The following is a 23,516-nucleotide window of genomic DNA, read 5'->3' on the forward strand; positions in this document are numbered from 1 at the left end:
ACTACCAACACCGCCCAGCGACTGCAACAACTTCGGTGGGCGTCTACTTCTTCTTCGCCGGCTTTGCTTCCGGCTTCTTCATCGGCTTGACCGCTTGCTGGGTCGGGACGATGTAGATGCGAACTTCCTCGTTCGCCTCGTAAATATTCAGCCCCGCGAAGTTCTTCCCCGAGGGGTTGCTGATGTGAACCGCCTTGACGCCCGGCTGGTTGACGATCTGCCTTCGAGGATAACTGCTCGTCGAATAGACCGAGCGGTAGTAATCCAACGTCGCCTCGAAGTCTCTCGGCGCCCGGTATCGATTCTCTCCCACCTTCTGGGAGCCATCCGGGAGCTGCGCGCCGCTGACCACCTCGGCACCCGCCGTCGCCACCCAGAGCGCGCACATCACCGCCCCGAGTGGGCGCGCCTTATAGAAATGCTGTCTCATGGTGTCAAGCGCACGCGTCATGGGTCGCGAAGATAGGTGCCGAAGCGGCGGTCGTCCACCGCTTCGGCGAAGGAGACGTCACGCGGCGCGGGTGAGCGCGGCGTCGATGCGGCGCAGGGCTTCGTCGCGGCCCGCCAGGAGCAGCGTCTCGCCGATGCCAGGGCTGGTGGTGTTGCCCGTGATGGCGACCCGCACGGGCTGAGCGACCTTGCCCATGCCGACGCTGGAGGACTCGCTGACGGCCTTCACCACGCCGTCGAGCGCCTCCACCGTCCACTCGGGCAGCGCGGCGATGCCGTCGCGCACCTTGCGCAGGAGCCCCAGCGAGTCACCGGTGAGGTGCTTGGCCGCGGCCTTCTCGTCCAGCGTGACGCCGGAGCGGAAGTAGAGCGAGGCGGTGGTGGCCATCTCCTCCAGGGTGCGGGCGCGCTCCTTCAGCGCATGCACGAGGGGCACCAGTCGCGAGTCGCCCTTCACCTGGAAGCCCTTGGCCTCGAGGAAGGGCACCAGCCGCTCCGCGACGGTCTTCTCCGGCAGCAGCTTCATCCACTGCTGGTTGAGCCAGAGCAGCTTCTCCGGGTTCCACACGCCGGACGTGGTGCCGACATCGGAGAAGTCGAACCACTCGAGCATCTGCTCGCGGCTGATGACCTCGTCGTTGCCGTGGCTCCAGCCCAGGCGGATGACGAAGTTGTTGAGCGCCTCCGGCATGATGCCCGTGCGCTTGTGCAGCATCACGTCCGCTTCCGGGTGCTTGCGCTTGGAGAGCTTCTCGCGGTCCGGCCCCAGGATGAGTGGCAGGTGCGCGAACTCCGGTGGCTGCCAGCCCAGCGCCTGGTAGAGCATGAGCTGCGGGAAGGTGGAGTTGACGTGCTCCTGGCCGCGCGCCACCAGGGTGATGTCCATCAGGTGGTCATCGATGACGCAGCCGAAGTTGTAGAGGGGGATGCCGTCCGCGCGCAGCATCACCCAGTCGTCGAGGTCCGAGTAGGGCTTGGCGATGGTGCCCAGCGCCTTGTCGGTGAACGACACGGTGCCCTCGGTGGAGGGCATCTTGAAGCGGATGACGGCCTCTTCCTCGCGGCGGCCCGCGGGCGGGGCCTTCAGGTCGCGGCAGGTGCCCGGGTACTTGTAGAAGCCGCCGGCCTTCTCGGCCGACTCGCGCTGCGCCTCCAGGTCCTGCCGGGTGCAGTAGCAGCGGTAGGCCTTGCCCTCGGAGATGAGGCGCTGGGAGTGCTCGCGGTAGGTGTCCAGCCGCTGGGTCTGGAAGTAGGGCGCGTGCGGGCCCTCCTTGCCGGGTCCTTCATCCCAGTCGATGCCAAGCCACACCAATCCATCGAGGATGGCTTGCACCGACTCCGCGGTGGAGCGGACCCGGTCCGTGTCCTCCATGCGGAGAATGAAGGTGCCGCCATGGCGACGAGCCTGGAGGTAGTTCATCAGCGCCGTCCGGGCACCACCGATGTGGAGGTATCCGGTAGGGGACGGAGCAAAGCGGACGCGAGGAGCAGAGGGCATACCGGCGCGCGGATTAGCAGGGAGGTGGTCAGGGGGTCAACGCGGATGGGCACGCTCTGGGGTATGGTGCTCGCAACGGGGAGAGAACGCGTATGTCGATTCGTCAGCTACTTCGCATGGGGATGGTGATGGGGGGCTTCCTGGCCGCGCTGCCAGCGGCCGCCACCACGCAGTTGCGGATGGACTTGTCGCAGCTCTCTCTCCAGTCGGACGCGGTGGTCCACGGCGTCGTTCGCCGCGTGGAGAGCCGCTGGGCGGGAGATGGTCAGCGAATCGTCACGGACGTCGAGGTCGAGGTGGTGGAGCCCCTCAAGGGACAGCCCGGAGGCACGGTGCTCCTCACTCAGCCCGGCGGCGAGGTGGGCGATATCGGACAAGTGGTGCACGGACTTGCCGCATTCAAGACGGGTGAGGAAGTGGTCATCTTCCTGCGCAAGCGCGGCGCGAAGGCGTTCCGCCTCTCCGGTGAGGCGCAGGGCAAGTACCAGGTGCGGCGCGGAGAGGTCGGCAAGCCCGCCATGGCGGTTCCCGAGCCCACGGAGGCGCTGCTGCTGGACCCCGTCACGCGTCAGCCGACCGCCTCGGTGGAGAAGCCGAGGACGCTCGAGGACCTGAAGGCGGCCATCCGCGCCGCGCTGAAGGAGTCCGCGCCGTGAGTGCCGCGGCAGCGTTGCTGGCGGCCCTGGCGCTGGGACAGTTCGCCCCCTATGTCCGCAGCCGGGTGAAGCCAGGGGATGATTCCACCCAGTGCCTCTATTGGACCGTGCCCCAGGTCACCTGGAGCCAGGCCACGCAGGGCAACCCTGGCACGGCGGGGGACACGGAGTTCGAGGCCGTTCGGGTCTCCTTCAAGAGCTGGGAGGACATCTTCGCGCGGTGCGGAAACCTGTCGCTGCGCGAGGGCCCCGTCATCAACGAGCGGCGCGTGGGCTACCGGCGCAACGAGCAGAACAACAACGTGGTGCTCTTCCGCACGCTCAACTGCAGCACCGTGGTGGCGGAGAAGGACGCGTGCTGGAAGGCAGAGACGTGCGCCAGCCAGTACGACTGCTGGGATGACGACGACAGCACGCTCGCCATCACCCTCACGACCTACGACAAGCGCTCCGGCATCATCCTCGACTCGGACATCTCCTTCAACGCGGGGCAGTACACCTTCACGACGGTGATCGGGGCGAAGTGTGAACCGCCTGCTCCGACGAATTGTGTGCCCGCCGACGTGCAGAACACCGCCACGCATGAGATTGGCCACTTCATCGGCCTGGATCACACGCGCGCGAACGGCTCCACGATGAACCCCAGCGCCAGTCCAGGCGAGGTGTCCAAGCGCACCATCGACACGGGCTCGAGCTCGTTCGTCTGCGACGTCTATCCCAAGGGCCGCGCCAGCCAGGCCTGTCTGCACCCCACGGTGGAGGACACGCTGGGGGCGAAGGATGGCGGCTGCGCGTCGACGGGCGCGACGTCCATGGGCGCCGCGCTGCTGGCGTGGGCCGTGTGGGGGCTTCGTCGCCGCGAGCGCGGGGGCCGCTCATGAAGAGGCCGCTGTTGTGGGGGCTCCTGCTCCTCGCGACGCCCTCGGTGGCGCAGGACACCCTGCCGTTCCAGCGCACGCTCGTCCGGGGCAGGCCGCTGTGCCTGCTGTGGCCGATTCGCGAGTACGTCTACCACCTGGACCCGGCGGGCAGCGCCCGGACCCCCGGCGACACGGAAGTGGCCGCCATCGAGGCGTCGTTCGACTCCTGGCGGCGCGTGTCGGAGTCGTGCAGCGACTATCAGTTCCGGCGGGGCTCGGACTGGCGAGGCCCCATCGCCGTGGGCTACGACGAGAAGAACCCGCGCTCCAACTACAACATCGTCACGTTCCGCGAGACGGCGTGTGAGGACGTCGTGCCTCGCGAAGATGCATGCTGGGGGGATGAGAGCTGCGGCAACAAGCATGGGTGCTGGGAGATTGGCGAGGAGACGCTGGCGCTCACCACGTCCACGTACAGCATCGCCTCCGGGCGGGTGCTGGACGCGGACATCGAGATGAACGCGTCCCAGCCCGGAGGCTCCGCGGGCCACCTCTTCACCACGGTGGATGGTCCTCCATGCCAGGGCCCTCCGGCCACGGACTGCGTGGCGGTGGACCTGCAGAACACCATGACGCATGAGATTGGCCACGTGGTGGGCTTGGACCACGTGGCGAACGCGGGCTCCACCATGGCGCCCACCGCGCCTCCGGGAGAGACGCGCAAGCGGGTGGTGGACTCGGGCTCCATCGCGGGCTTCTGCTCCATCTATCCGCGGTGGCAGCCCCCCAACCAGTGCGTGCCGCGCCTGGACACGGGCATCGTCCTGCTGGCGGACGGGCGGGGTACGGGCTGTGCCTCGGCTCCGGGCACGGCGCTCTCGGGTGTCGCGTTGGCCGTCCTCGCGCTGCTGCGCGCGAAGCGGAAGTCGGGCGGACGCTGAGGGGTGAAGTCGTCGCCGGGCATCAGTCCCTCCACCGGGCCGTGAGACACCAGGCCCGGTGGAAGGGGCGAGCCGTCAGCGGCGCGGAGCCACCAACCGGATGCTGAACGTGTAGTCCACGTTCACCGGATGGCCCTGGTACAGGATGGGCTTGTACGTGCGCGACTGGAAGGACTCCAGGACGGCCTTCTCCATGTGCGCCACCGGCTTGATGACGCGACACTTCTCCACGCGGCCCTTGGTCGTGATGGTACAGCGGAAGAGCATCACGCCCTCGGCCTTCGCGGCCATCGCCTCGCGCGTGTAGACGAGGTCCTTGCCCTGGTCGATCATCTCCGGCCGAGGCATGTTCTCGTTGTAGGGGAGCACGTCGCCGCGCGCGGAGGCCAGCGCCGCGGAGGGCAGCACCGGCACCGCCAGGCTTCCCCCCGCGCCCTTGGCCTGCGCCGCCGCCGCCGCACCCACGCCGCCCGCCGTCTGCGGCTCCACGATGTCCACGGGCGCCTGCGTGGGCGCGAGCATCACCGGCGCGGACATGCCGCCCGGCGTGGCCACGGGCTCGGCCACCTCGACCTCGTCGGGCGCGGAGGCGGAGGCCACTTCCGTGCTCCCGCCGCCTCGGCCGCCCCGGCGCTTCTGGAGCTTCTGCGACAGCACCACCTCACCGGAGCCGCCCGTGACGACGGTCTCCATCTGGTAGCCCTCCAGCGCGAAGGTGAGCTCCACCGTGATGGAGCCGTCCTGTCCCGCGGGCAGCTCCAGGGTGAAGGGCGTCGAGCCGCGCTCCTTGCCTCGGTAGAACACCCGCGCGCCGCTGGGCTGGCTCATCAGCTTGAAGCGGACCTTCTGGGCTCCAGCGGGGGTCGGCGCCTCCTGCACCGCCGCCGCGGGAGGGGTCTGCACGGGGGCCTGGGCCACCGGCTCGGGCTTGGACTCCGGAGTCGGCGCGACGGGCTTGTCGCGCATGAAGAAGATGGCGCCGCCCGCGATGAGGCCGGCCACCACCACGCCTCCCAGGCCGCCCATGAGGAGCGTGCGCTGACGGGCGCGCTGGACGGCCTTGGGGACCTCCACGCTGATGTCCACCGCGAGCGTGTCACCCGAGTCCATGGGCGCGGTGCCCACGCTCGAGAACAGCGGAGACGGGTAGGGGCCCGTCGTCGTGGCGCCACCGGGGCGCTTGAAGATGCCGCTGTTTCCGCCCGCGGCCATGCTGGCCTCGCGCAGTCCCTCCAGCATCTCGTCCATCGTCTGGAACCGTCGCGCGGGGTCCTTCTCCAGACAGCGCCGCACCACGGCCTCGATCTCCGGCGGCACCGCGATGTCCGGGCGCAGCTGCTGGAAGGTCGGAGGCGCTTCTTTGTAGTGGGCGAAGATGAGCTCGATGTGGTCGCGCGCGATGAACGGCGGGCGGCCCATCAGCATCTGGAAGAGGACGATGCCCAGCGAGTACACGTCGCTGCGCGCGTCCGTCGCGTTGCGCGCCTGCTCCGGCGCCATGTACTGCGGTGAGCCGAGGAAGGTGCCGTTCTGGGTGATCTCCGGGGAGATCTGCCCCTCCTGCGGCGCCGCCACCGACTTCACGAGCCCGAAGTCCAGGACCTTCACCAGGTCCTGATCCTGCTCGTTGAGGAGCATGATGTTGGCGGGCTTCAGGTCGCGGTGGACGATGCCCAGGCTGTGCGCCTCGCGCAGCGAGCGGCAGATCTGCTGGGCCACGGCGATGGCGCGCGACCACTGCAGCGGCCCCACCTGCCCGAGCACCTGGGCGAGGGTGCGACCCTCCAGGTACTCCATGGCGATGTAGAAGATGCCGTCGTCCGTCTGCCCGTAGTCGATCACGGTGACGGTGTTGGGGTGGCGCAGCTTCGAGGTCAGCGACGCCTCCCGCAGGAAGCGCTTCTGGAAGCCGGGGTCCCTGCTGCTGGGGAAGCTGGGGTTGAGGACCTTGAGCGCGACCACTCGCTCCAGCGGGGCCTGGAGGGCGCGGTAGACCTTGCCCATCCCACCTACACCCAGGGGCTCCAGGATGCTGAAGCGGCCGTTCAGGGTTCGGCCGATGAGCGGATCCGCACCCGCCGCGGCAGGCGTCTCGGGGTTCGGCGAGTCGCCCTTGATCATTCGTACCCCCTGCCAACAAGCAACATGGATTCTCCAGAAGTGTGCCGGGTACGCATCAAACCATATCTCCACTTCCAGACGCACTTCCGGCCTTGAGGGGGCCAACATCGGAAGGCGGTTACCGGCGCACACCTGGCGCGTCGGGTGGGGGACGGTCCAATTCACCCCGCATTGACGGTTCCGCATTTACCGGATTAGCGTGAGTCGACCCGCGCGCCAGGGCTGAAGCGGGCGGGGCCGCCCCCATGGCAGATACCCCTCACAATCCCGTGGAAGCGCAGGTGCGTCGAGCCTCCGTGCAGGAGCGCCTGGGCGAGTTGGAGCAGGAGCAGGCTCGACTGCGACAGGAGCTCGTCTCTCTTTCGGGAGAGCTGCGCCTGCCTGGCCTCTTCTTGACGCTGGACGCGGCGGGGACCTCCGCGCTCCTGGCGGCCGACGCCGTCCAGGAGGTGGTGCGCCTGGTGGAGCTGGCGCCCCTGCCCGGAGCCCCCGCCCATGTACTGGGAACGTTTATTTACAGAGGAAGTCCCGCGGTCGCGGTGGACCTGGCGACGCTGCTGGGGGTGAAGCGGCAGCCGGATCTGGATGCGCACCTGGTCATCTGCAAGGGCGCGCGTCCGGTGGCGGTGCTGGTGGACCGGGTGCGGGACCTGGTGGAGACGCCGACGTTGGTGGAAGGCACCGTGGATGGCGCGGTGAGCCTGGAGTGGGACCGCTCCGGGCTGATGGCGGGCCTGTGCCGGACGCCGGAAGGTGTGCGTCCGTTGCTGCGTGTCTCCGCGGTGCTGGCGGGGTCGGAGGGGACGTGAGCGAGTCCGTCCTCGATGACGAGACGCTCATGAAGGTCGAGGAGGTCCTGAGGACCGCCTGCGGCCTGACGCTCGCGCACAGCCTGCGCCGCTCGCTGGAGACCGCGCTGTCGCGCTCGGCCGAGGCGCGCGGCGTGGAGCCCGACTCCTTCCTGCGCGGCCTGCTGCTGCGCGACTCGCAGGCGGTGGAGACCTTCATCGAGCACGCCGTCATCGGCGAGACGTACTTCTTCCGTCACCCCGAGCACCTGCGCTCGCTCGCGCGGCTGGCGGCGCCGAAGACGGGGCCCTTCTTCAACGTCTGGAGCGCGGGCTGCGCCACGGGCGAGGAGCCGTACAGCATCGCCATGGCGTTGCTGTCGGCGGGGGTTCCCGAGGCGCGCATCCGCGTGCTCGCCACGGACGTGTCGGGCCGGGCGCTGGAGCGCGCGAAGGAGGGGCTGTACGGGCCCTGGTCCCTGCGCCACGTCGAGCCGGACCTGGAGCGCCAGTACCTGGAGCGCCGGGGTGAGCAGCTCTCCGTCGTGGCCCCCGTGCGCAAGCTGGTGGAGTTCCGCCGCCACAACCTGGCGACCGATGCGCCCCCCTTGAGCGGACTGAGCGCCATCTTCTGCCGCAACGTGCTCATCTACTTCCCGCCGGACCTGGTGCGCCGCGTGCTCGCGACGTTCCTCTCGGTGCTCGCGCCCGGAGGGCTGCTCTTCGTCTCTCCCGCGGAGGTCCCTCTCACCAACGGGCTGGGGCTGGAGGCGGTGGACGCGGAGGGCAGCGTGGCGCTCCGGGTCGCGACGCCGGGAGAGGCGCCGTCGGAGCCGCCCGTCCCCCGCGCCGTGCGCCGGGTCGCCGAGGTGCTCAAGGCCGCCGCCCGCCTCGTGCCTCCGTCCGCGCCCAAGGCGTCGGCCATCATCGACGGGCTGTCGTCGCGGCCCCAGATGGAGCTTCATCCGCCCGCCGCTCCTCGTGCGCCGGAGCCTCCGGCCGCCCCCGCGCCTCGCGCCGGCACCACGCCCGCGGCGGGGCCGATGGAGCGCGCGGTGGACGCGGCGCGGGCGGGACGGTTCGAGGAGGCGGAGGCGCTGGCTCGCGAGGCGGCGAAGGCGTTGGTGCCGGAGGCCTACCTGCTGTTGGCGATGGTGGCCGAGGGCCGCGGTGACTTGAACGGGGCGGTGGAGGCGGTGCGCAAGGCGCTCTACCTGGAGCCGAGGCTGGCGCTGGGACACGCGACGCTGGTGGCACTCTACGGGCGCCTGGAGCGGCCCGAGGACGCGGAGCGCGCGAGGCAGAACGCGCTGCGCGCGCTGGATGGACTCGATGATGAACAGCCGCTGCGTGGGGTGGAGACGATGACGGCTGGGGGGCTGCGACAGGCCCTGGCACCCAGAACGCAGGCCGGATGGCAGGGTGCGCGCTAGCTGCGCCCTTCGCTCGTGGGAGGCAATGTGGACGGCAACAAGACGAAGGTGACGCTGCCGGAGTGGCTCTTGCTGGGCCGCCGCAGCCTGCGATTCAAGATTGTCGCCGTCACCGGGCTGACGGGCGTGCTGGTGGCCAGCGTGCTCACCCTCGCGTTCTGGAACCAGATGAGCAACGCGCAGCGCGAGGACCTGGCGCGGCGCGCGCGCTCGGTGAGCGAGGAGCTGTCGAAGACGCTGGGCCCCATCCTGGTCTCCAGCCAGGACGCGAGCCGCCTCCAGTCGACCGCGCACGGGGTGCTGCGCCATGTCCCGGACGTGGCCTACGTGCTGGTGCGCGGCCCCAAGGGCGAGCTCCTCTCGGAGGTGGCGGACGAGCGCTTCGCGGGCGCGGACCAGACCCTGACGGACAGCGACGCGGTGGAGGAGCGGCGCCTCATGGTGAAGGGCGAGGCCGTGGTGGAGTCGTCCGTGCCCGTCTACACCGGGCAGGGCGCTTCCGCGCGCCGGGTGGGCACGGTGCAGGTGGCCCTCCATGAGCAGGCGCTGGCCCAGGCCCTGGGGGCCACCACGCGCTTCACGGTGGTGTTGGGCACGCTCATCCTCGCCGCCTGCATCATGGGGGCGTGGTTCATGTCGGGCTATCTCGTCGTCCCGCTGGAGCGCCTGGCGCGCGCGGCGACGGGCATCGCGGGAGGCAACCTGCGCCAGCAGTTCGACACCAGCGCGTCCGACGAGATTGGCGACGTGTCGCGCAGCTTCGCGGCGATGTCCGACGGGCTGGCGCACCTCCTGGAGGACCTGCGCGCGGCGGCCTCGGAGATGGAGAAGGAGGCGACGGGTGTGCTGTCCACGTCCTCCCAGCAGTCCGCCATGGCGCACCAGCAGGCGTCCGCCATCAGCGAGACGAGCACCACCGTCGCGGAGATCGCCCAGACGTCCAAGCAGGCCACGGCCTTCGCGGACTCCGTCATCGCGCAGACGCAGAAGTCGGAGTCGCTCAGCGCGGAGGGCCAGAAGGTGGTGGCCGAGAGCGTGACGGGCATGGAGAAGCTGGGCGACCAGGTGAAGGCCATCGCCCTGTCCATCACCGACCTGAGCGAGCGCACGCTCCAGATTGGCGACATCATCAGCACCGTGAAGGACGTGGCCGAGCAGTCCAACCTGCTCGCGCTGAATGCCTCCATCGAAGCGGCCAAGGCGGGCGAGCACGGGCGCGGCTTCGCGGTGGTGGCCACGGAGATGCGCACCCTGGCGGAGCAGTCCCGCGTCGCCGCGGAGCAGGTGCGGGGACTCCTCAACGAGGTTCAGAAGGGAACGCGCGCGGCGGTCAACGCGACGGAGGAGGGAAGCCGCCGGGCCCAGGCCGCGATGGAGCTGGCGCGCGGAGCGGGCTCGGCCATCCTGGGACTGTCGGAAGTCATTCGCGAGTCCTCCGGGGCGGCCCGACAAATCGCGGGGAATACCCGCCAACAGACGATTGGTGTGGAACAGATCGCCGCCGCGATGGGCGAGCTGACGTCGGCCATGGGAGACTCCGTCGTGGGCACACGACGCATCGAACAGGTGGCTGGCAATCTGACCAATCTCTCGAAGCGCTTCTCGGACCTGGTGGGTAGGTACCAGCTATGAACGCAAACGTGGCGACGTCACGACAGGCCTTGAAGGTCCTCATCGTCGAGGACACCAAGACCATCACCAACTTGCTCCAGGTCTATCTGATGGGCTGGGGGCTGGAGTTCTTCGACGCACCCAATGGGGTGGTGGGCTTGAGCAAGGCGCGGGAGCTCAAGCCGGACCTCATCATCTCCGACGTCCAGATGCCGGAGATGGACGGTTTCTCCCTGTGCGCGGCGGTGCGCGCGGACTCACAGCTGCACGCCACGCCCTTCATGATGCTCACCTCGTTGAAGGACGAGGCGAGCCGCCAGAAGGGCAACCTGGTGGGGGCCAGCGCCTTCCTCAACAAGCCCGTGTCGGTGGATGACCTGCGCTCGAAGGTGCGCGTCATGTTGAATCTGCCCGCGACGAACCGGTGATGCCCGCATGGCGAGCGACGAGGTCAAGGTGAACAGCGACGCACAGCAGCCCGCGCTCCGGCCCGACAGCGCGCCGGAGCGAAGCGAGAGCGCGGACAAGCGGCGCGAGGTGCTGGGCGCCCGTGCCCGTGCGCTGGCCGAGTCTCGTCACGAGGTGCACCACGAGGTGTTGTCGGTGCTCGCCTTCCAGGTGGGAGGCGAGCGCTACGCGGTGCGCATCGAGCACGTGGACCATGTGCTGGAAGCGCGCGGCATCTGCTCGCTGCCGGGGGCGCCGCCGCATGTGCTGGGCGCGCTGGCCAGCCGCTCGCGGGTGGTGCCGGTGCTGGACCTCCGCCAGCTGCTGGGGCTGGAGGGCGGCGGCATGTCGGACCTGGGAAAAATCGTGGTGGTGGAGGTGGGTGAGGAGTGTTTTGGACTGGCGGCGGAGACGGTGGAGGGGCGCAAGGAGTTGCCCAAGACCGAGCTCTCGCAGCCTCCTCCGGGGCCCTTCCTGTACCTGACGCCGGACCGGCTGACGGTGCTGGAGTTGGAGCAACTCGGAGGCCCGGCCGCGGGCCGGCAGGCGCGGGAATAGAGGCGCGACATGGATCCGCAGCTCTTGCGCAGCATCTGGCCGGTGTTCTCCGCGGAGACGCGTGAGCAGATCCAATCCATTGGAGCGAAGGTGCTCGGAATGGAGGGGCCGTCGACCGCGCGCGAGGCGGACCTGCTGCCCTCGCTCAAGCGCCTGGTCCACAGCCTCAAGGGCTCCGCGGCGAGCCTGGGACTCGACGACATCGAGAACGTGGTGCACGCCATCGAGGACGGGCTGGCCCACACTCGGACGGACGTGGGCCTCCCGCGCGACGCGGTGGAGTCCATGCTCCGAGGCCTGTCCGGCATCGAGTCGGCCATGGCCCGGGGCGACGCGGGACAGTCGCCCGAGGTCGAGGGACTGGCCTCGCTGCTCAAGTCCCTGGGCCGCGATGTCGCCGTGCCCGAGTCGGTGTCGGTGGCCTCGGGCCTGTCGGCGAAGGGCTTGGAGGTGCTGGACTTCCTGGAGGCCTCGCTCCGCGCGCTCTGCTCGCCGGACGTTCCGGACCGGGCCGCCGTCGTGCGCAAGGCGATGGAGCGGGCCCGCGGGCTGCGCGGGCTGGCGCTGGACGGTGGGGCCTCGCGGGTGGCCACGCTGGCCGAGTCGGCCGCGCTGGGCTTCGCGCGCATGGAGCCGGGCGGTGACCCGGCGAGCCTGGCCGCGTCGGATGTCGCGGGCACGCTGGTGGAGCTGCGCGGACGACTGGACGCGGTGAAGTCGACGGCCTCGGCGAATCGGTCCGTCGAGACGCCGAAGGTGGTGCCCGCGCAGGCCGCTCCGGAAGCGCTCACGCCCGGGATGCCCGTGGCGGCGCCGGAGGCTCGCGCCTCCATGGCGGAGCACACGGTCCGCGTGTCGGTGAAGACGCTCGACTCGCTGGCGCTCCAGGTGGAGCTGCTGATGTCGGGCCGGTCGCAGCAGGCGCGGCGCTCCGAGAGCTACCGCGCGATGTCGGATGGCACGCATGAGGTGCTGCGGCACCTGGAGCGCGCGGCCTCGCAGCTCTCGCTGGCGGGGGGCGGGCCGGCGCTGGACTCGCTGCGCTCCGGCGTGGCGTTGATGCGCACCATGCAGAAGCGCCTGCTGGAGGTGTCTCGCGAGGCGCACCGCGACGGCGAGCAACTGGCGCTGGTGGCCCAGGTGGCGCGCGATGACCTGCGCGACTTGCGCATGGTGCCCGCGTCGCAGCTCCTGGAGCCCCTGCGCCGCACCGTGCGCGAGGTGTCCGCGCGGCTGAGCAAGGACGTGGCGCTGGAGCTGGCCGGAGGCGAGGTCCGGTTGGACCGGCGCATCCTCGACGCGCTGAAGGACCCGCTGCTGCACCTGGTCCGCAACGCCATCGACCATGGGTTGGAGACTCCCGAGGAGCGGCGCTCCGCGGGCAAGCCCGAGACGGGGCGCTTGACGGTGCGCGTGGAGCCTCGAGGCGCGCGCATCGCGCTGGTGGTGGAGGACGACGGCTATGGCCTGTCGCCGGACCGCGTGCGCGCCACGGCGGTGCGCAGGGGCCTGCTGGCGGAGGAGGCGGCCTCGCGGCTCTCCGACGCCCAGGCCGCGCGCCTGGTGTTCCAGCCGGGCTTCTCCACGCGAGAGCAGGTGACGGCCACCTCGGGGCGGGGCGTGGGGCTGGACGTGGTGCAGGCCACCGCGGCGCGTCTCCAGGGCTCCGTGGACGTGGACTTCTGGGCGGGGCAGGGCACGCGCTTCACGGTGGACCTGCCGCTGACGCTCGCCGCCGCGCTGGGCCTGCTGGTGCGCACGGGCACGGCGGTGGCCGCCATTCCTTCCGACAGCGTGGAGCGCGTGATGCGCTTGATGCCGGAGGACGTGGGCACCGTGGCTGGACGCGTGGTGGCGCGCGTGGATGGCTCGCAGCTCACCTTCCTGTCGCTGTCGGAGGCCATCGGCCTGCCTCGGTTGCCCCTGGCCATCGACTCCGGGCGCGTGCAGATGGCCGCGCTGGTCGTCGTGGGCGGCGACAAGGTGCTGTACGCCATCGACGAGGTGGTGGGGCAGCAGGAGATTGTCGTGCGCTCGCTCGGCAAGCACCTGCAGAGCGTGCGGCACCTGGCGGGCGCGGCCGTGCTGGACGACGGGCGCGTGGTGCCGGTGCTCAACGCGCCGGAACTCGTGCGCGCGGCGCGGCCGGAGACCCGCTCCTCGTCGGCGGAGGTGCGGCGTCCGCGCATCCTCGTCTGCGACGACTCGCTCACCACGCGCTTCGCGATGAAGTCCCTGCTCGAGATCGCCGGCTTCCCCGTGGTGACCGCGGCGGATGGCGAGGAGGCCTGGGGCATCCTCGAGCGGACGCCGTGCCAGCTCGTCGTGAGCGACTGGCAGATGCCTCGGCTGGATGGGGTCGGGCTTGCCCGGCGCATCAAGTCCCACGCGACGCTGCACTCCACGCCCGTCATCCTCGTCACATCGCTCGACAGTCCAGAGGACCGGGCCGCGGGGTTGGAGGCCGGCGCGGATGGCTACCTCGTCAAGCGCGAGGTGGAGCGCGGCAAGCTGCTGGAGCTCGTCCGGAACCTGCTCCCCGCTCGCGCGTGATGACCTGGCTCAGGTCGCCTCCGCTGGGAGCAGGATGATCCACGAGCGCGCGTCCGATGAGGGCGCGCGCAGTGTCCCTCCGAGCCGACGGGTGTGCTCTCGCACCACCGCCAGCGGCCGCTCCGCGGGCGCGTGTCCTCCCTGCATCCGGAGGTCGAGCTGCCAACACCGCGTGGCCTCGACGGCCACCCCCAGGAGCCACACCGAGGTGGACCGCGTCGTCGCCAGGGCCCGCGCCAGGACGCGCACCCAGGCTTCCAGTTGAGCGGTGCTCGCCCTCACGCGCATGGGACGCTCGGGCAGGGCCAGCGTCAGCTCGCGGCGCGGTGACTGCTTCGCGTGGGGACCGAGCGCTGTCTGGAGCAGGGGACCCAGGTCGGTGATGGGGTTGCGGCCCAGCCGCTGGTCGATGACGGCGCGTTGGTCCTGCGTGGCCCGCGCCATGCGGTCCAGGTAGCGCTGCATCGTCGAGCAGAGGGGGCCCGCATGGCCCTTCAGCATCATGTCCACGTACCCCCGGACGACCATCAAGGGCGTGCGCAGGTCATGGGCCGCCAGCGAGCGGCGCACCTCCCAGTGTGCCACCTCCTGCTCCAAGCGCCGACGCGCGGACAGGAGCCGTGCGTGCCGCGCCTGGGAGGAGGCCTCACGCGCGTGGGCCGCGAGCAGCGCGCCCCCCAAGGCGGACAGCCGCTCCAGCAGCGCATCGTCCCGAGGTCCCGTCCTCTCGGGCCACAGTCGCAGGCGGCGTCCCGTGCTCGACGGGAATCCCGCGGCGTGGGTGCCCACCCGGGCCACGCACGTGCTCCCATCGAAGAGGGCCGCGCCGGAGGCACTCGTCAGCCGGAGTGTCTCGCGCAGGAGAAGCTCCATGCCCGCGAGGGCGCCACAGCGCAGCGCGCGCTCGGCGACCGCCGCCAGCGCCTGCTCTATCCCCGCGTCGAATCCGAGGTCGACGCCCCACCCACTCCAAGCACCCGCTTGCACGCGCAGAGGTATGGGCATGACCTCGCCAGGGCGCAACACTGCCCACGATGGGCAAAGAAAGGGTCGCTGGAAGGCAATCCTTTACCCACCGCCTCCGCATACCTCCTGACTTTTTTGCCGTCCGGAGGGGGCGGATTCGCCCTCAACCCCTCTCAACTCCTCACGATGACCCCTTGGCCGGCCCCTTGCTAACGGCCAGTGCGACGGGTGGCGGAAGGGACAGATGGGGACTCTCGACTACTACGCGGCCATCGCCCGGCTGGCACCAGGGGCCCTGGCCCTCAGTGCGGTGAGGCGGGTGCAGGGGGTGGCGCGACAGGCGCGCTACCGACGCCGCGAGCCCACGAATCAGGTGCGCCTGCTGCAAGCCCTGGGCGTGTCGCGAGCCGAGGCGCTCGCGATGCGGGTCTTCGGCAGCCGCACCTCCCGCGTCTGGTGTGACGTGGCCCAGCGCGCATCCGTCCTGGAGGCGCTCGCGGCGATTCCCGGCGCCCGGGAGCGCGCCAGCGTCCGCGCGAGGACCGCGCTTCGTCAGGAATGGAACGTCTTCGGGACCCGCGTCGCCTTTGGTGAGGGGCGCCCGGTGGATTGGTCGCTCGACGTGCTCAGCGGCCACCGCTATCCCCTGGCGCCCGTGGGGCGGATGCAGCTGCACTCCATCGGCAATGACCCGAAGTACCCGTGGGTGATGGGGCGGCTCGACAGCGCGGTGGCGCTGGGGCAGGGGTACTGGGTCGAGCCTTCCGCGGACGAGCGCTCGCGGCTGGTCACCGCGTTCGTGATGCAGGTGCTGGACTTCCTCCAGGCCAATCCCGTGGGCCTGGGCGTCCAGTGGACGTGCCCCATGGAGGTCGCGCTGCGGGCGAGCAACCTCGCGCAGGCGCTCCTCATGTTCTCCGACGCGGCGCCCGTGCGGCGCGCGGAGTTCCTCGTGCCGGTGCTCAGCTCGCTCCTGGACCACACGGCCTGGGTGGAGGCGCATCTCGAGGACCGGGGCGCGGTGCCCAACAACCACCTCGTGTCGAACCACGTGGGGCTGCTCGTGGTGGGGCTGCTCTTCCCGGAGCTGCCGGGGGCCTCGCGGCAGGTGGCCCGCGCGGTGGAGGGACTTGGCCAGCAGATGGCCGCGCAGGTGAATGTCGAGGGCACCTCCTTCGAGGGCTCCATTCCCTACCATCGGCTGTCGGTGGAGCTGTTCACGCAGGCCCTGCTCGTGGCGCGGGGAATGGGGGTGCCGCTGGGCCTGGCCTACGAGGTGCGGCTCAAGCGCATGTTCCACGCGGTGCGCGCGTGGTGCTCGGAGACGGGGCTCGCGCCGCAACTCGGTGACAATGACTCCGGACGCGTGTTCCCGCTTCGCGAGCGTGGAGACCTGGAGCAGGGCTATCTCGTGGGGCTGGGCGCGGCGCTCTTCGGGGACTCGGGCCTGCGCGATGGAGAGCTCCCGGACGAGGCCGCGTGGCTCCTCGGGCAGCGGGGAGTGGAGCGTCACCGGCGGCTGGGGCCGGGGCGTCCGCAGCGCTCCATGAGCTTTCCGGAGGGCGGCTTCCACGTGCTGCGGGGCGCGGGGGCCGTCGTCACGGTGAGCGCGGGCAAGCAGGGGCAGCGCGGCGTGGGAGGCCACAGCCACAACGACAAGCTCTCGTTCGAGCTGCACCTGGGGGGACGCCCCGTCATCGTGGACCCTGGCACGGGCTCGTATACGCGAGACCCGGCGACGCGGAACGCGTTCCGAGGCACGGCGGCGCACAACACCGTGCAGGTGGATGGCGCGGAGCAGGCCACGTTGGACCCTGCTCGGTTGTTCGCATTGCCGGAGGAGGCGCGGGCGCGGGTGGTGGCCTTCCTTCCCGGGCCGCGCGTGGACAGGTTGCGTGTCCGGCACGACGGCTATCGCATGCTCCCGGCACCGGTGGGCATCGAGCGCACGTTCCGGCTGGACCGGCGGGAGCGGGCGCTCGCGGGGCGGGATGGCTTCATCGGGACGGGGCGGCACGACGTGGTGGGGCGTTTTCATCTCCCGGACGAGCAGGCGCGGCGCGTGACGTTGGACGGGCAGGTGCTCGGGCGTGCGCTGCGCGCGGCGGAGGAGCCGGTGGAGCTGGGGGACTTCGCGGTGGAGCTGGGGCCTCCGGGGGCGGTGCTCGCGTGGCTCGTGTTGGAGCGGGGGCTGGAGCCGGAGCTGGTCTCATCCCGGTACTCACCGGGCTATGGCCGGGTGGTGCCTTCGGTGACGGTGGAGTTCCGGGGGCAGGTGCGGCCTCCAGCGGTCATGAGGTGGGTGGTTGTCTTCAGGTGAGTGGTCCGGGTGGTGAGGTGGTCGTCTCGCGGCGGCACGTCACGAACGAGAAGAGGTGAGGGCGATGAGGGTGATGGTGGGCAGCCCGCTGCTGGAGCGGATTCGCCGGCGGGAGGCGAAGGTCGGGGTGGTGGGGTTGGGGTACGTCGGTCTTCCGTTGGGAATGGCCTTCGCGGAGGCGGGCTTCCCGGTGGTGGGGCTCGACGTGGACCGGCGGAAGATCGACAAAATCGAGAAGGGGGAGAGCTACATCAAGCACATCCCCAGCGCGCCGCTCGCGGAGCTGAGCAAGGCGGGGAAGCTCAAGGCCACGGCGGACTTCTCGAAGTCGAAGGACTTGGACTGCGTCATCATCTGCGTGCCCACGCCGCTGACGGCCTCGCGTGAGCCGGACATGAGCTACATCATCCAGACGGGTGAGTCGCTCTCTCCCTACGTGCGCCGGGGGCAGCTCTTCATCCTGGAGTCCACCACGTACCCGGGCACCACCGAGGAGGTGCTCAAGCCGCTCCTGGAGAAGACGGGCCTCAAGGCGGGCGTGGACTTCCACCTGGCCTTCAGCCCCGAGCGCGAGGACCCGGGCAACAAGAGCTTCAACACGAAGACGATTCCGAAGATCGTGGGTGGCTTCTCGCCCGCGTGCGCGGAGGTGGCCGCGGCGCTGTATGGCAGCGCGCTGAAGGAGGTCGTCCCCGTCTCGTCCACGCGCGTGGCGGAGCTGGCCAAGCTGCTGGAGAACATCTACCGCTGCGTCAACATCGCGATGGTCAACGAGATGAAGATGCTCTGCGACCGGATGAACGTGGACGTGTGGGAGGTCATCCAGGCGGCCAGCACGAAGCCCTTCGGCTTCCAGCCCTTCTATCCAGGCCCGGGCCTGGGCGGGCACTGCATCCCCATCGACCCGTTCTACCTGACGTGGAAGGCGCGCGAGTACGAGTTCCACACCAAGTTCATCGAGCTGGCCGGCGAGGTGAACTGGCAGATGCCGTACTACGTCGTGCAGCGGACGATGGAGGCGCTCAACAAGAGCCGCAAGACGCTCAATGGCTCGCGGGTGTTGTGCCTGGGCGCGGCGTACAAGAAAGACATCGACGACATGCGCGAGAGTCCGTCGCTGCGCATCATGACGCTGCTGGCGGAGAAGGGCGCGGAGATTGCGTACCACGACCCGTATGTGGCGGAGCTGCACAAGGGCCACGGCTTCAACATGGAGCTGAAGTCCGTGCCGCTCAATCCGGACACGCTCGCGGACTATGACGCGGTGCTCATCCTCACGGACCACAGCGGTATCGACTACGCCACGGTGGTGGCGCGGTCCTCGTGTGTGATTGATACGCGCAACGCGACGAAGGGCGTCACGCAGGGCAGTGAGAAGGTGATGAAGGCCTGACGACGAGCAGGGGCCCGGATGTCGACCCTCCGGGCAGGGGTCCTCGACTCCAGGTGTCGGGAGGGGCACCTGGAGTCGGCGGACCCGCTCGTCTTATGGGGTGGCTCGGGTATGGTGGGGGACGTGCCATCCCTCATCCAACCCGTCCTCCCCCTGCTGGCGGCCTCGGCCGTGTTGATGGCGGCGACGCCCGCGCAGGACTCGCGGCTGACGCTGCTCGACGCCATGGCGACCGAGCTGACGCGCAATCATCAACAGCTCAAGCTGCAGAGTCACGAGCCGCCGTACTTCATGAGCTACCAGCTCAAGGACTACACGCAGGACGTCGTGGCCGCGCGCTACGGCGCCGTCTTCATGGATGACGGCTACCGCGAGCGCCGCCTCTACGTCGACGTGCGGGTGGGTGACTATTCCTTCGACAGCTCGGTGGCGGAGGGATTGGACTTCTCGTTCTCCACGAAGGGCACCAGCTACACGTCGCGCAAGGAAGGGCCGCTGGATGACTCACCGCTGGCGCTGCGCACGGCGCTGTGGCTCATCACCGACGAGAAGTACAAGTCGGCCCTCTTCCAATACCTGAAGAAGAAGGGCGAGGACGTCTACTCGGTGGAGGACCCGAAGCGTCCGGCGTCCTTCTCCAAGGAGAAGCCGAGCCTCCACACGCAGCCGCCCGTCGAGCGCCCCTTCCAGCGCGAGCGCTGGGTGAAGCTCGCGCGAGAGGTCTCCGCGCGGTTCAACGCGCATCCGGAGCTGTTCGACTCCGAGGTGCGCGTCACCGCGGACAAGGTGACGCGGCTGTTCGTGTCGACGGAGGGCTCGCGGCTGGTGACGGAGGAGACGCTGTACGGGCTCCACGTCTCGGCGGTGACGCGTGCTCCGGACGGGCAGCTGTTGGACAACTCGCGGGACTTCTACGCGCCCACGGAGGCGGGGCTTCCGGATGATGCGCGCGTGCGTGCGTCGGCGGAGAAGGTCATCGAGGAGCTGCTGGCGCTGCGACAGGCGCCGGCCATCGACCCGTATACGGGCCCGGCCATCCTGGCGCCGGAGGCCGCGGGCGTGTTGTTCCACGAGACGCTGGGGCACCGGCTGGAAGGAGACCGGCAGGACGGGGACAACGAGGGGAAGACCTTCAAGGGCCAGGTCGGGAAGATGGTGTTGCCAACGTTCCTGTCGCTGCACGACGACCCGTCGCTGCGCACGATGGGCGGCGAGCCTCTCAACGGCTACTACCTCTACGACGAGGAGGGCGTGAAGGGGCAGCGCGTGACGCTGGTGGAGAAGGGCGTGCTGCGCAACTACCTGCTGGGGCGCCGTCCCGTGGATGGGTTCCTCCAGTCCAATGGACACGGGCGCAGCCAGGGCACGCTGAAGCCGGTGGCGCGCATGGCGAACCTGGTGGTGGAGAGCACGAAGCAGGTGAGCGACGCGAAGCTGAAGCAGCTGCTCATCGAGGAGGCGAAGCGGCAGGACAAGCCCTATGGCCTCATCATCCGCGACATCACCGGCGGCAACACGAACACGTCCAGCTATGGCTACCAAGCCTTCAAGGGCGTGCCGCGCATGGTGTACCGGGTGGATGTGAAGACGGGGAAGGAGACGCTGGTGCGCGGCGTGGAGATTGTCGGCACGCCGCTGTCCGCGGTGAACCGGCTCATGGCCACGGGGCAGAAGCTGGGCGTCTTCAACGGCTTCTGCGGCGCGGAGAGTGGGAACGTGCCGGTGTCCACGGTGGCGCCCGCGGCGCTCATCCAGGAGATCGAGCTCCAGCGCGCGGTGGAGGGCAAGGACCGCCCGCCGATTCTGTCCAGTCCCGCGGCCTCGCAGACCCCGGCGCCTCGCGAGAAGCCGTAGCGGGGGATGCTTTCTGCTCGAAGGGTGTGTCGGCCAGGTGACGTGTCAGGCGAGTAGCGCGGCGGGGTGACCCGTTGCAGAATCGCCCCTCGTGAAGTCCGCTGGGGGGCGAGTGGAATCCCTGAATGAACGAGGCGTCGTGATGCGACCGCGGCCTGTAGCGCTCCGGATGGGGCGACAGGCGTGGAGCCGCTTCGCGTGGTCTCGCCTGGTGTCTCTCCTGTGCGTCCTCCTCGGGGGCGCCCCCGTGCGCGCGGAGCCTGCCGCGACGGGGGACGCCTCGCTCGAGCTGGTGCATGAGGACCGCCTGGGCCCGGGGAGCCACTGGGAGCTCGTCTCCGTCGAGTACCTGCTGGATGGGCGTGCGCTGCCCTCCGTGAGGCCGGGAGAGGCCTCGAGCGGCGTGAAGCATCCGTTGGCGCTGGGCCTGCGCTGGCTCGATGTGTCCGCCATCTATGTGGGCCGCTCCTCGGTCTTCTCGTACGTGGAGGGCTATCGCTTCGTGATGCGGGCCCGCGTCACGCTGGACGCGCGGCCGGGGGACCTGGTGCGCATCACCTCGACGGCCTACGCGAAGGACGGAATCACGGTGCAGTGGCAGCAGCGCCCGTCGTTCCTGGTCATGGGGCAGCCGAGCGAGGCGGTCGTGGGCATCGAGTACGGGCCCGCGATGAACGCCCCGCTCCCGGAGGACGTCGCGGCCCGGGTCGTCGACGAGGTGCTCGCCGAGGCCCGTCGCCGCTCCGCGCGGGCTCCCGCCGCCACGGCCTCCACGTCGTCCGCCGAGGAGTTGCCGGTCACCTGTGTGCTCGCGCCCGTCTTCTTCGACTTCTTCGACACGCGCATCTCCAGTGAAGGAGCGCAGGCCCTGCTGCGCGCGGCGGAGTGCCTCCAGCGGCGTCCTCATCTGCGCGTCCGTCTCCAGGGCCATGCCGACGTGATGGGCCCCGAGTCCGTGAACACGTCGCTGGGGTTGGGGCGCGCGCAGTCCGTGGCCGCGATGCTCCAGTCGATGGGCATCGCGGGCTCCCGCCTCTACCTGGAGACCCGAGGCGCCGAGCTGCCGCCGTGTGATGACGGAACCCCCGGGTGCTTCGCGCGCAGCCGCCGCGTGGAGCTGGTCGCGGAGCCGTCTCCTCCCTGAGGGGCCGCGCGCGTCGCTCAGCCGAGACGGCGCGAGGCGCCCGTGGCCATCACCACGTCGCGCAGGCTCTGGGCCTCGAAGGGCTTGGCCAGCACGGGGTTGCGCACGTCTTGAAGGAAGCGCTTCGTCTCCGGCGTGAAGGCTCCGCCGCTGATGAAGACGATGCGCTCGTGCAGGCCCGGCCAGGTCTTCTGGACGGCGTGGTACACGTCCATGCCCGTCAGCTCCGGCATCATCAGGTCACACAGGATGACGTCGAAGGACTTGTCCTTGCTGAGGTACTCCAGCGCCTCGCGGCCATTGGCGACGGTGACCAGGTCGTGGCCGCGCAGCAGCCGCCTCATCAAGTCCAGCACCCGAGGCTCATCGTCCACCACGAGCACCCGCCGGCCCACGGAGGGCTCCGGCGTGAGTGTCCTCGGCTCGATGGGCGCGAGCAGCTCCGCGCGCGGCAGGTGCACGTCGACGACGGTGCCGCGTCCCTGCTCGCTCCGCACGTCAATCCGTCCGCCCAGCGCCGCGATGATGTCGCGGCAGATGGCCAGGCCCATGCCCATGCCGTCGCCTGACCGGCGCGTGGTGAAGAGCGGGTCGAAGATGCGCGGCATCACCTCGGGGGCGATTCCGCAGCCCGTGTCGGAGATGGAGAGCGACACCTCGTCCCCGGTGGCTCGCAGGGCGACGCTGATGCGGTTCTCGGAGACGCGGCCCTCGGGGATGGCGTGGGCGGCGTTGAGCAGGAGGTTGAGCAGCACCTGTCCCAGCTTCGTCGTCGTGCCGCGCACCCGGGGCACGTCCACGGGATAGTCCCGGATGATCTGCGCGCGGTGCCGGAGCTGGTTGGCCGCCATCCGCAGCGTGCTCTCCGCGACGGCGCGCAGGTCCACGGGTTCGACGGGCTCCGCCGTGGCGGCCGAGAGCGACTTGAGGTCCGCGACGATTCGCTGGATGCGGAGGGTGCCCTCCAGCGCTTCGTCGAGGACCTGGCGACACTCGTCGTCGGACTGCGCGCAGGTGCCCGGCAGGCGCTCGCGCAGGTACTCCAGGTTGCCCGCCGTGTACGCCAGCGGGTTGTTGATTTCATGGGCCAGGCCCGCGGCGAGGATGCCCAGGGACTGTTCGCGCTGCTCGCGCTCCTTCTCCTGGAGCAGCATCACTTCCCGGCGCCTGCGCTCCACGGCGTTGACGAGCATGTGGCCCGTCAGGCGCATCAGGTGGCGCTCCTCGAGCTTCCACTCGCGCGGCGAATCCACCGCGTCGAAGCCCATCCAGCCGATGAGCCGGCCCGCGAGCAGCAGCGGCACGTTGACGTAGGCGCGGACGCCGAGCTGCGCGCAGATGCGCTGCTCGTCGCTGGCCTCCGGAGGCAGGCGCGCCGTGTTCGTCACGGCCACCACCCGGCCCGAGCGCAGCTCGCTCAGCGTCCAGCGAAACGCCGAGACACTCCGCCCCCGGTGGTCCGCCAGTCCATGCGGGCGCACGGCCTGCGCGCACCACTCGTAGCTCTCCGCCAGGTGCTCGCCATCGTCGGAGAGCAGGTTGACGTAGCCGCGCTGCGCGTCGATGTGCCGTGCGAGGACTTCCAGCGCTCCGTGGACGCCCGTCTCCAGCTCGTCCGTGGGGAGGTTCAGCAGCTTCTGGGAGGTGTCGGTGAGCAGCGACCAGCTCGTGAGCAGCAGTCCCAGGTCTCCGCGCAGCTCCCGCAACGCCTCGGCTTCGCGCCGCAGCGCCACGTGAGCGGCCTCCGGGAGTCCCGGGGCTCGCGTCATGCTGAGTTGCTCCAGGACCTCGGCGGATTGCTGGAGTCGCTCCAGCAGCGTCCGTGAGTCCGTCGCCTCGGCGGACAGCTCCCCGCTGTTCCGCGGCTGCTCGGCCATCGATACCCCCTCCCGTCCGTCCCCGTACGGGTCAACCTCACCCGTC

Annotated in this window: 18 protein-coding genes; 13 read left to right on the forward strand and 5 right to left on the reverse strand. The window is 70.1% G+C overall.

The window, feature by feature from the left end; all coding sequences use genetic code 11:
• Positions 1-43: 43 nt before the first annotated feature.
• Together MYSTI_RS15210 and gltX are read right to left on the reverse strand one after the other, a co-directional pair.
• Positions 44-430 carry a hypothetical protein gene (locus MYSTI_RS15210; protein WP_015348652.1) on the reverse strand — a complete coding sequence of 129 codons (387 nt, stop codon included), beginning with the start codon at positions 428-430 and terminating at the stop codon, positions 44-46.
• A 78-nt stretch (positions 431-508) separates the two neighbouring features.
• Positions 509-1,948 carry a glutamate--tRNA ligase gene (gene gltX, locus MYSTI_RS15215; protein WP_044280281.1) on the reverse strand — a complete coding sequence of 480 codons (1,440 nt, stop codon included), beginning with the start codon at positions 1,946-1,948 and terminating at the stop codon, positions 509-511.
• Between the two features lie 92 nt (positions 1,949-2,040).
• Here gltX and MYSTI_RS15220 point away from each other — a divergent pair, with 92 nt between their 5' ends.
• Genes MYSTI_RS15220 through MYSTI_RS15230 form a run of 3 tightly spaced genes read left to right on the forward strand, consistent with a single transcriptional unit; the run spans position 2,041 to position 4,405 of the window.
• On the forward strand, positions 2,041-2,604 hold the full coding sequence (locus MYSTI_RS15220) for a hypothetical protein (RefSeq protein ID WP_015348654.1): 564 nt from the start codon (positions 2,041-2,043) through the stop codon (positions 2,602-2,604).
• The gene (locus tag MYSTI_RS15225) at positions 2,601-3,485 is read left to right on the forward strand and encodes a myxosortase-dependent metalloprotease, MXAN_2677/MXAN_2678 family (protein WP_015348655.1); all 885 of its coding nucleotides are present in this window, start codon (positions 2,601-2,603) and stop codon (positions 3,483-3,485) included. Before MYSTI_RS15220 ends, MYSTI_RS15225 begins: the two co-directional genes overlap by 4 nt.
• Entirely contained in the window at positions 3,482-4,405 is a 924-nt protein-coding gene (locus MYSTI_RS15230; protein ID WP_015348656.1) for a myxosortase-dependent metalloprotease, MXAN_2677/MXAN_2678 family, read from the forward strand. Before MYSTI_RS15225 ends, MYSTI_RS15230 begins: the two co-directional genes overlap by 4 nt.
• 75 nt (positions 4,406-4,480) lie before the next feature.
• Here MYSTI_RS15230 and MYSTI_RS15235 read toward each other — a convergent pair whose 3' ends face one another.
• Positions 4,481-6,526 carry a TonB family protein gene (locus MYSTI_RS15235; RefSeq protein ID WP_015348657.1) on the reverse strand — a complete coding sequence of 682 codons (2,046 nt, stop codon included), beginning with the start codon at positions 6,524-6,526 and terminating at the stop codon, positions 4,481-4,483.
• A gap of 245 nt (positions 6,527-6,771) precedes the next feature.
• Between MYSTI_RS15235 and MYSTI_RS15240 the strand changes: the two genes are divergently transcribed.
• From MYSTI_RS15240 to MYSTI_RS15265, 6 genes are read left to right on the forward strand one after another with little or no spacing between them, the layout of a single operon-like run.
• A complete protein-coding gene (locus tag MYSTI_RS15240; protein WP_044280301.1) occupies positions 6,772-7,335 on the forward strand; it encodes a chemotaxis protein CheW in 564 nt (187 codons plus the stop codon).
• The gene (locus MYSTI_RS15245; RefSeq protein ID WP_015348659.1) at positions 7,332-8,747 is read left to right on the forward strand and encodes a CheR family methyltransferase; all 1,416 of its coding nucleotides are present in this window, start codon (positions 7,332-7,334) and stop codon (positions 8,745-8,747) included. The genes MYSTI_RS15240 and MYSTI_RS15245 overlap by 4 nt, the downstream gene beginning before the upstream one ends.
• A 27-nt stretch (positions 8,748-8,774) precedes the next feature.
• On the forward strand, positions 8,775-10,379 hold the full coding sequence (locus MYSTI_RS15250) for a methyl-accepting chemotaxis protein (protein WP_015348660.1): 1,605 nt from the start codon (positions 8,775-8,777) through the stop codon (positions 10,377-10,379).
• Positions 10,376-10,786, forward strand: a complete 411-nt coding sequence (locus MYSTI_RS15255) for a response regulator (RefSeq protein ID WP_015348661.1) — start codon at positions 10,376-10,378, stop codon at positions 10,784-10,786. The genes MYSTI_RS15250 and MYSTI_RS15255 overlap by 4 nt, the downstream gene beginning before the upstream one ends.
• Before the next feature lie 7 nt (positions 10,787-10,793).
• On the forward strand, positions 10,794-11,363 hold the full coding sequence (locus tag MYSTI_RS15260) for a chemotaxis protein CheW (RefSeq protein WP_015348662.1): 570 nt from the start codon (positions 10,794-10,796) through the stop codon (positions 11,361-11,363).
• Between the two features lie 9 nt (positions 11,364-11,372).
• The gene (locus tag MYSTI_RS15265; protein WP_015348663.1) at positions 11,373-13,916 is read left to right on the forward strand and encodes a hybrid sensor histidine kinase/response regulator; all 2,544 of its coding nucleotides are present in this window, start codon (positions 11,373-11,375) and stop codon (positions 13,914-13,916) included.
• Positions 13,917-13,925: 9 nt separating this feature from the next.
• Here the strand turns inward: MYSTI_RS15265 and MYSTI_RS15270 are convergent, their stop codons facing one another.
• Entirely contained in the window at positions 13,926-14,921 is a 996-nt protein-coding gene (locus tag MYSTI_RS15270) for a histidine kinase dimerization/phospho-acceptor domain-containing protein (protein ID WP_015348664.1), read from the reverse strand.
• A gap of 205 nt (positions 14,922-15,126) precedes the next feature.
• Between MYSTI_RS15270 and MYSTI_RS15275 the strand changes: the two genes are divergently transcribed.
• The 4 genes from MYSTI_RS15275 (at position 15,127) to MYSTI_RS40760 (ending at position 21,593) form a co-directional block, all read left to right on the forward strand.
• Positions 15,127-17,202, forward strand: coding sequence for an alginate lyase family protein (locus tag MYSTI_RS15275; RefSeq protein ID WP_015348665.1), 2,076 nt, complete (start codon positions 15,127-15,129; stop codon positions 17,200-17,202).
• Positions 17,203-17,275: 73 nt separating this feature from the next.
• Entirely contained in the window at positions 17,276-18,595 is a 1,320-nt protein-coding gene (locus MYSTI_RS15280) for a nucleotide sugar dehydrogenase (RefSeq protein ID WP_044280331.1), read from the forward strand.
• 111 nt (positions 18,596-18,706) lie between these two features.
• Positions 18,707-20,449, forward strand: a complete 1,743-nt coding sequence (locus MYSTI_RS15285) for a TldD/PmbA family protein (protein ID WP_144370082.1) — start codon at positions 18,707-18,709, stop codon at positions 20,447-20,449.
• A gap of 142 nt (positions 20,450-20,591) precedes the next feature.
• Complete coding sequence (locus MYSTI_RS40760) at positions 20,592-21,593, forward strand: OmpA family protein (protein WP_015348668.1); 1,002 nt, start codon at positions 20,592-20,594, stop codon at positions 21,591-21,593.
• A gap of 17 nt (positions 21,594-21,610) precedes the next feature.
• Here the strand turns inward: MYSTI_RS40760 and MYSTI_RS40765 are convergent, their stop codons facing one another.
• Complete coding sequence (locus MYSTI_RS40765) at positions 21,611-23,470, reverse strand: hybrid sensor histidine kinase/response regulator (RefSeq protein ID WP_015348669.1); 1,860 nt, start codon at positions 23,468-23,470, stop codon at positions 21,611-21,613.
• Between the last annotated feature and the right edge of the window lie 46 nt (positions 23,471-23,516).

The organism is Myxococcus stipitatus DSM 14675, assembly GCF_000331735.1.
Classification (GTDB): domain Bacteria; phylum Myxococcota; class Myxococcia; order Myxococcales; family Myxococcaceae; genus Myxococcus; species Myxococcus stipitatus.

What these genes read in the sequence shown, in the direction of transcription:
- MYSTI_RS15210 (WP_015348652.1), bottom strand. Translation starts at nt 430, where the DNA reads ATGAGACAGCATTTCTATAAGGCGCGCCCACTCGGGGCGGTGATGTGC.
- gltX (WP_044280281.1), bottom strand. Translation starts at nt 1,948, where the DNA reads ATGCCCTCTGCTCCTCGCGTCCGCTTTGCTCCGTCCCCTACCGGATAC.
- MYSTI_RS15220 (WP_015348654.1), top strand. Translation starts at nt 2,041, where the DNA reads ATGTCGATTCGTCAGCTACTTCGCATGGGGATGGTGATGGGGGGCTTC.
- MYSTI_RS15230 (WP_015348656.1), top strand. Translation starts at nt 3,482, where the DNA reads ATGAAGAGGCCGCTGTTGTGGGGGCTCCTGCTCCTCGCGACGCCCTCG.
- MYSTI_RS15235 (WP_015348657.1), bottom strand. Translation starts at nt 6,526, where the DNA reads ATGATCAAGGGCGACTCGCCGAACCCCGAGACGCCTGCCGCGGCGGGT.
- MYSTI_RS15240 (WP_044280301.1), top strand. Translation starts at nt 6,772, where the DNA reads ATGGCAGATACCCCTCACAATCCCGTGGAAGCGCAGGTGCGTCGAGCC.
- MYSTI_RS15255 (WP_015348661.1), top strand. Translation starts at nt 10,376, where the DNA reads ATGAACGCAAACGTGGCGACGTCACGACAGGCCTTGAAGGTCCTCATC.
- MYSTI_RS15260 (WP_015348662.1), top strand. Translation starts at nt 10,794, where the DNA reads ATGGCGAGCGACGAGGTCAAGGTGAACAGCGACGCACAGCAGCCCGCG.
- MYSTI_RS15265 (WP_015348663.1), top strand. Translation starts at nt 11,373, where the DNA reads ATGGATCCGCAGCTCTTGCGCAGCATCTGGCCGGTGTTCTCCGCGGAG.
- MYSTI_RS15270 (WP_015348664.1), bottom strand. Translation starts at nt 14,921, where the DNA reads ATGCCCATACCTCTGCGCGTGCAAGCGGGTGCTTGGAGTGGGTGGGGC.
- MYSTI_RS15275 (WP_015348665.1), top strand. Translation starts at nt 15,127, where the DNA reads ATGGGGACTCTCGACTACTACGCGGCCATCGCCCGGCTGGCACCAGGG.
- MYSTI_RS15280 (WP_044280331.1), top strand. Translation starts at nt 17,276, where the DNA reads ATGGTGGGCAGCCCGCTGCTGGAGCGGATTCGCCGGCGGGAGGCGAAG.
- MYSTI_RS15285 (WP_144370082.1), top strand. Translation starts at nt 18,707, where the DNA reads ATGGTGGGGGACGTGCCATCCCTCATCCAACCCGTCCTCCCCCTGCTG.
- MYSTI_RS40760 (WP_015348668.1), top strand. Translation starts at nt 20,592, where the DNA reads ATGCGACCGCGGCCTGTAGCGCTCCGGATGGGGCGACAGGCGTGGAGC.
- MYSTI_RS40765 (WP_015348669.1), bottom strand. Translation starts at nt 23,470, where the DNA reads ATGGCCGAGCAGCCGCGGAACAGCGGGGAGCTGTCCGCCGAGGCGACG.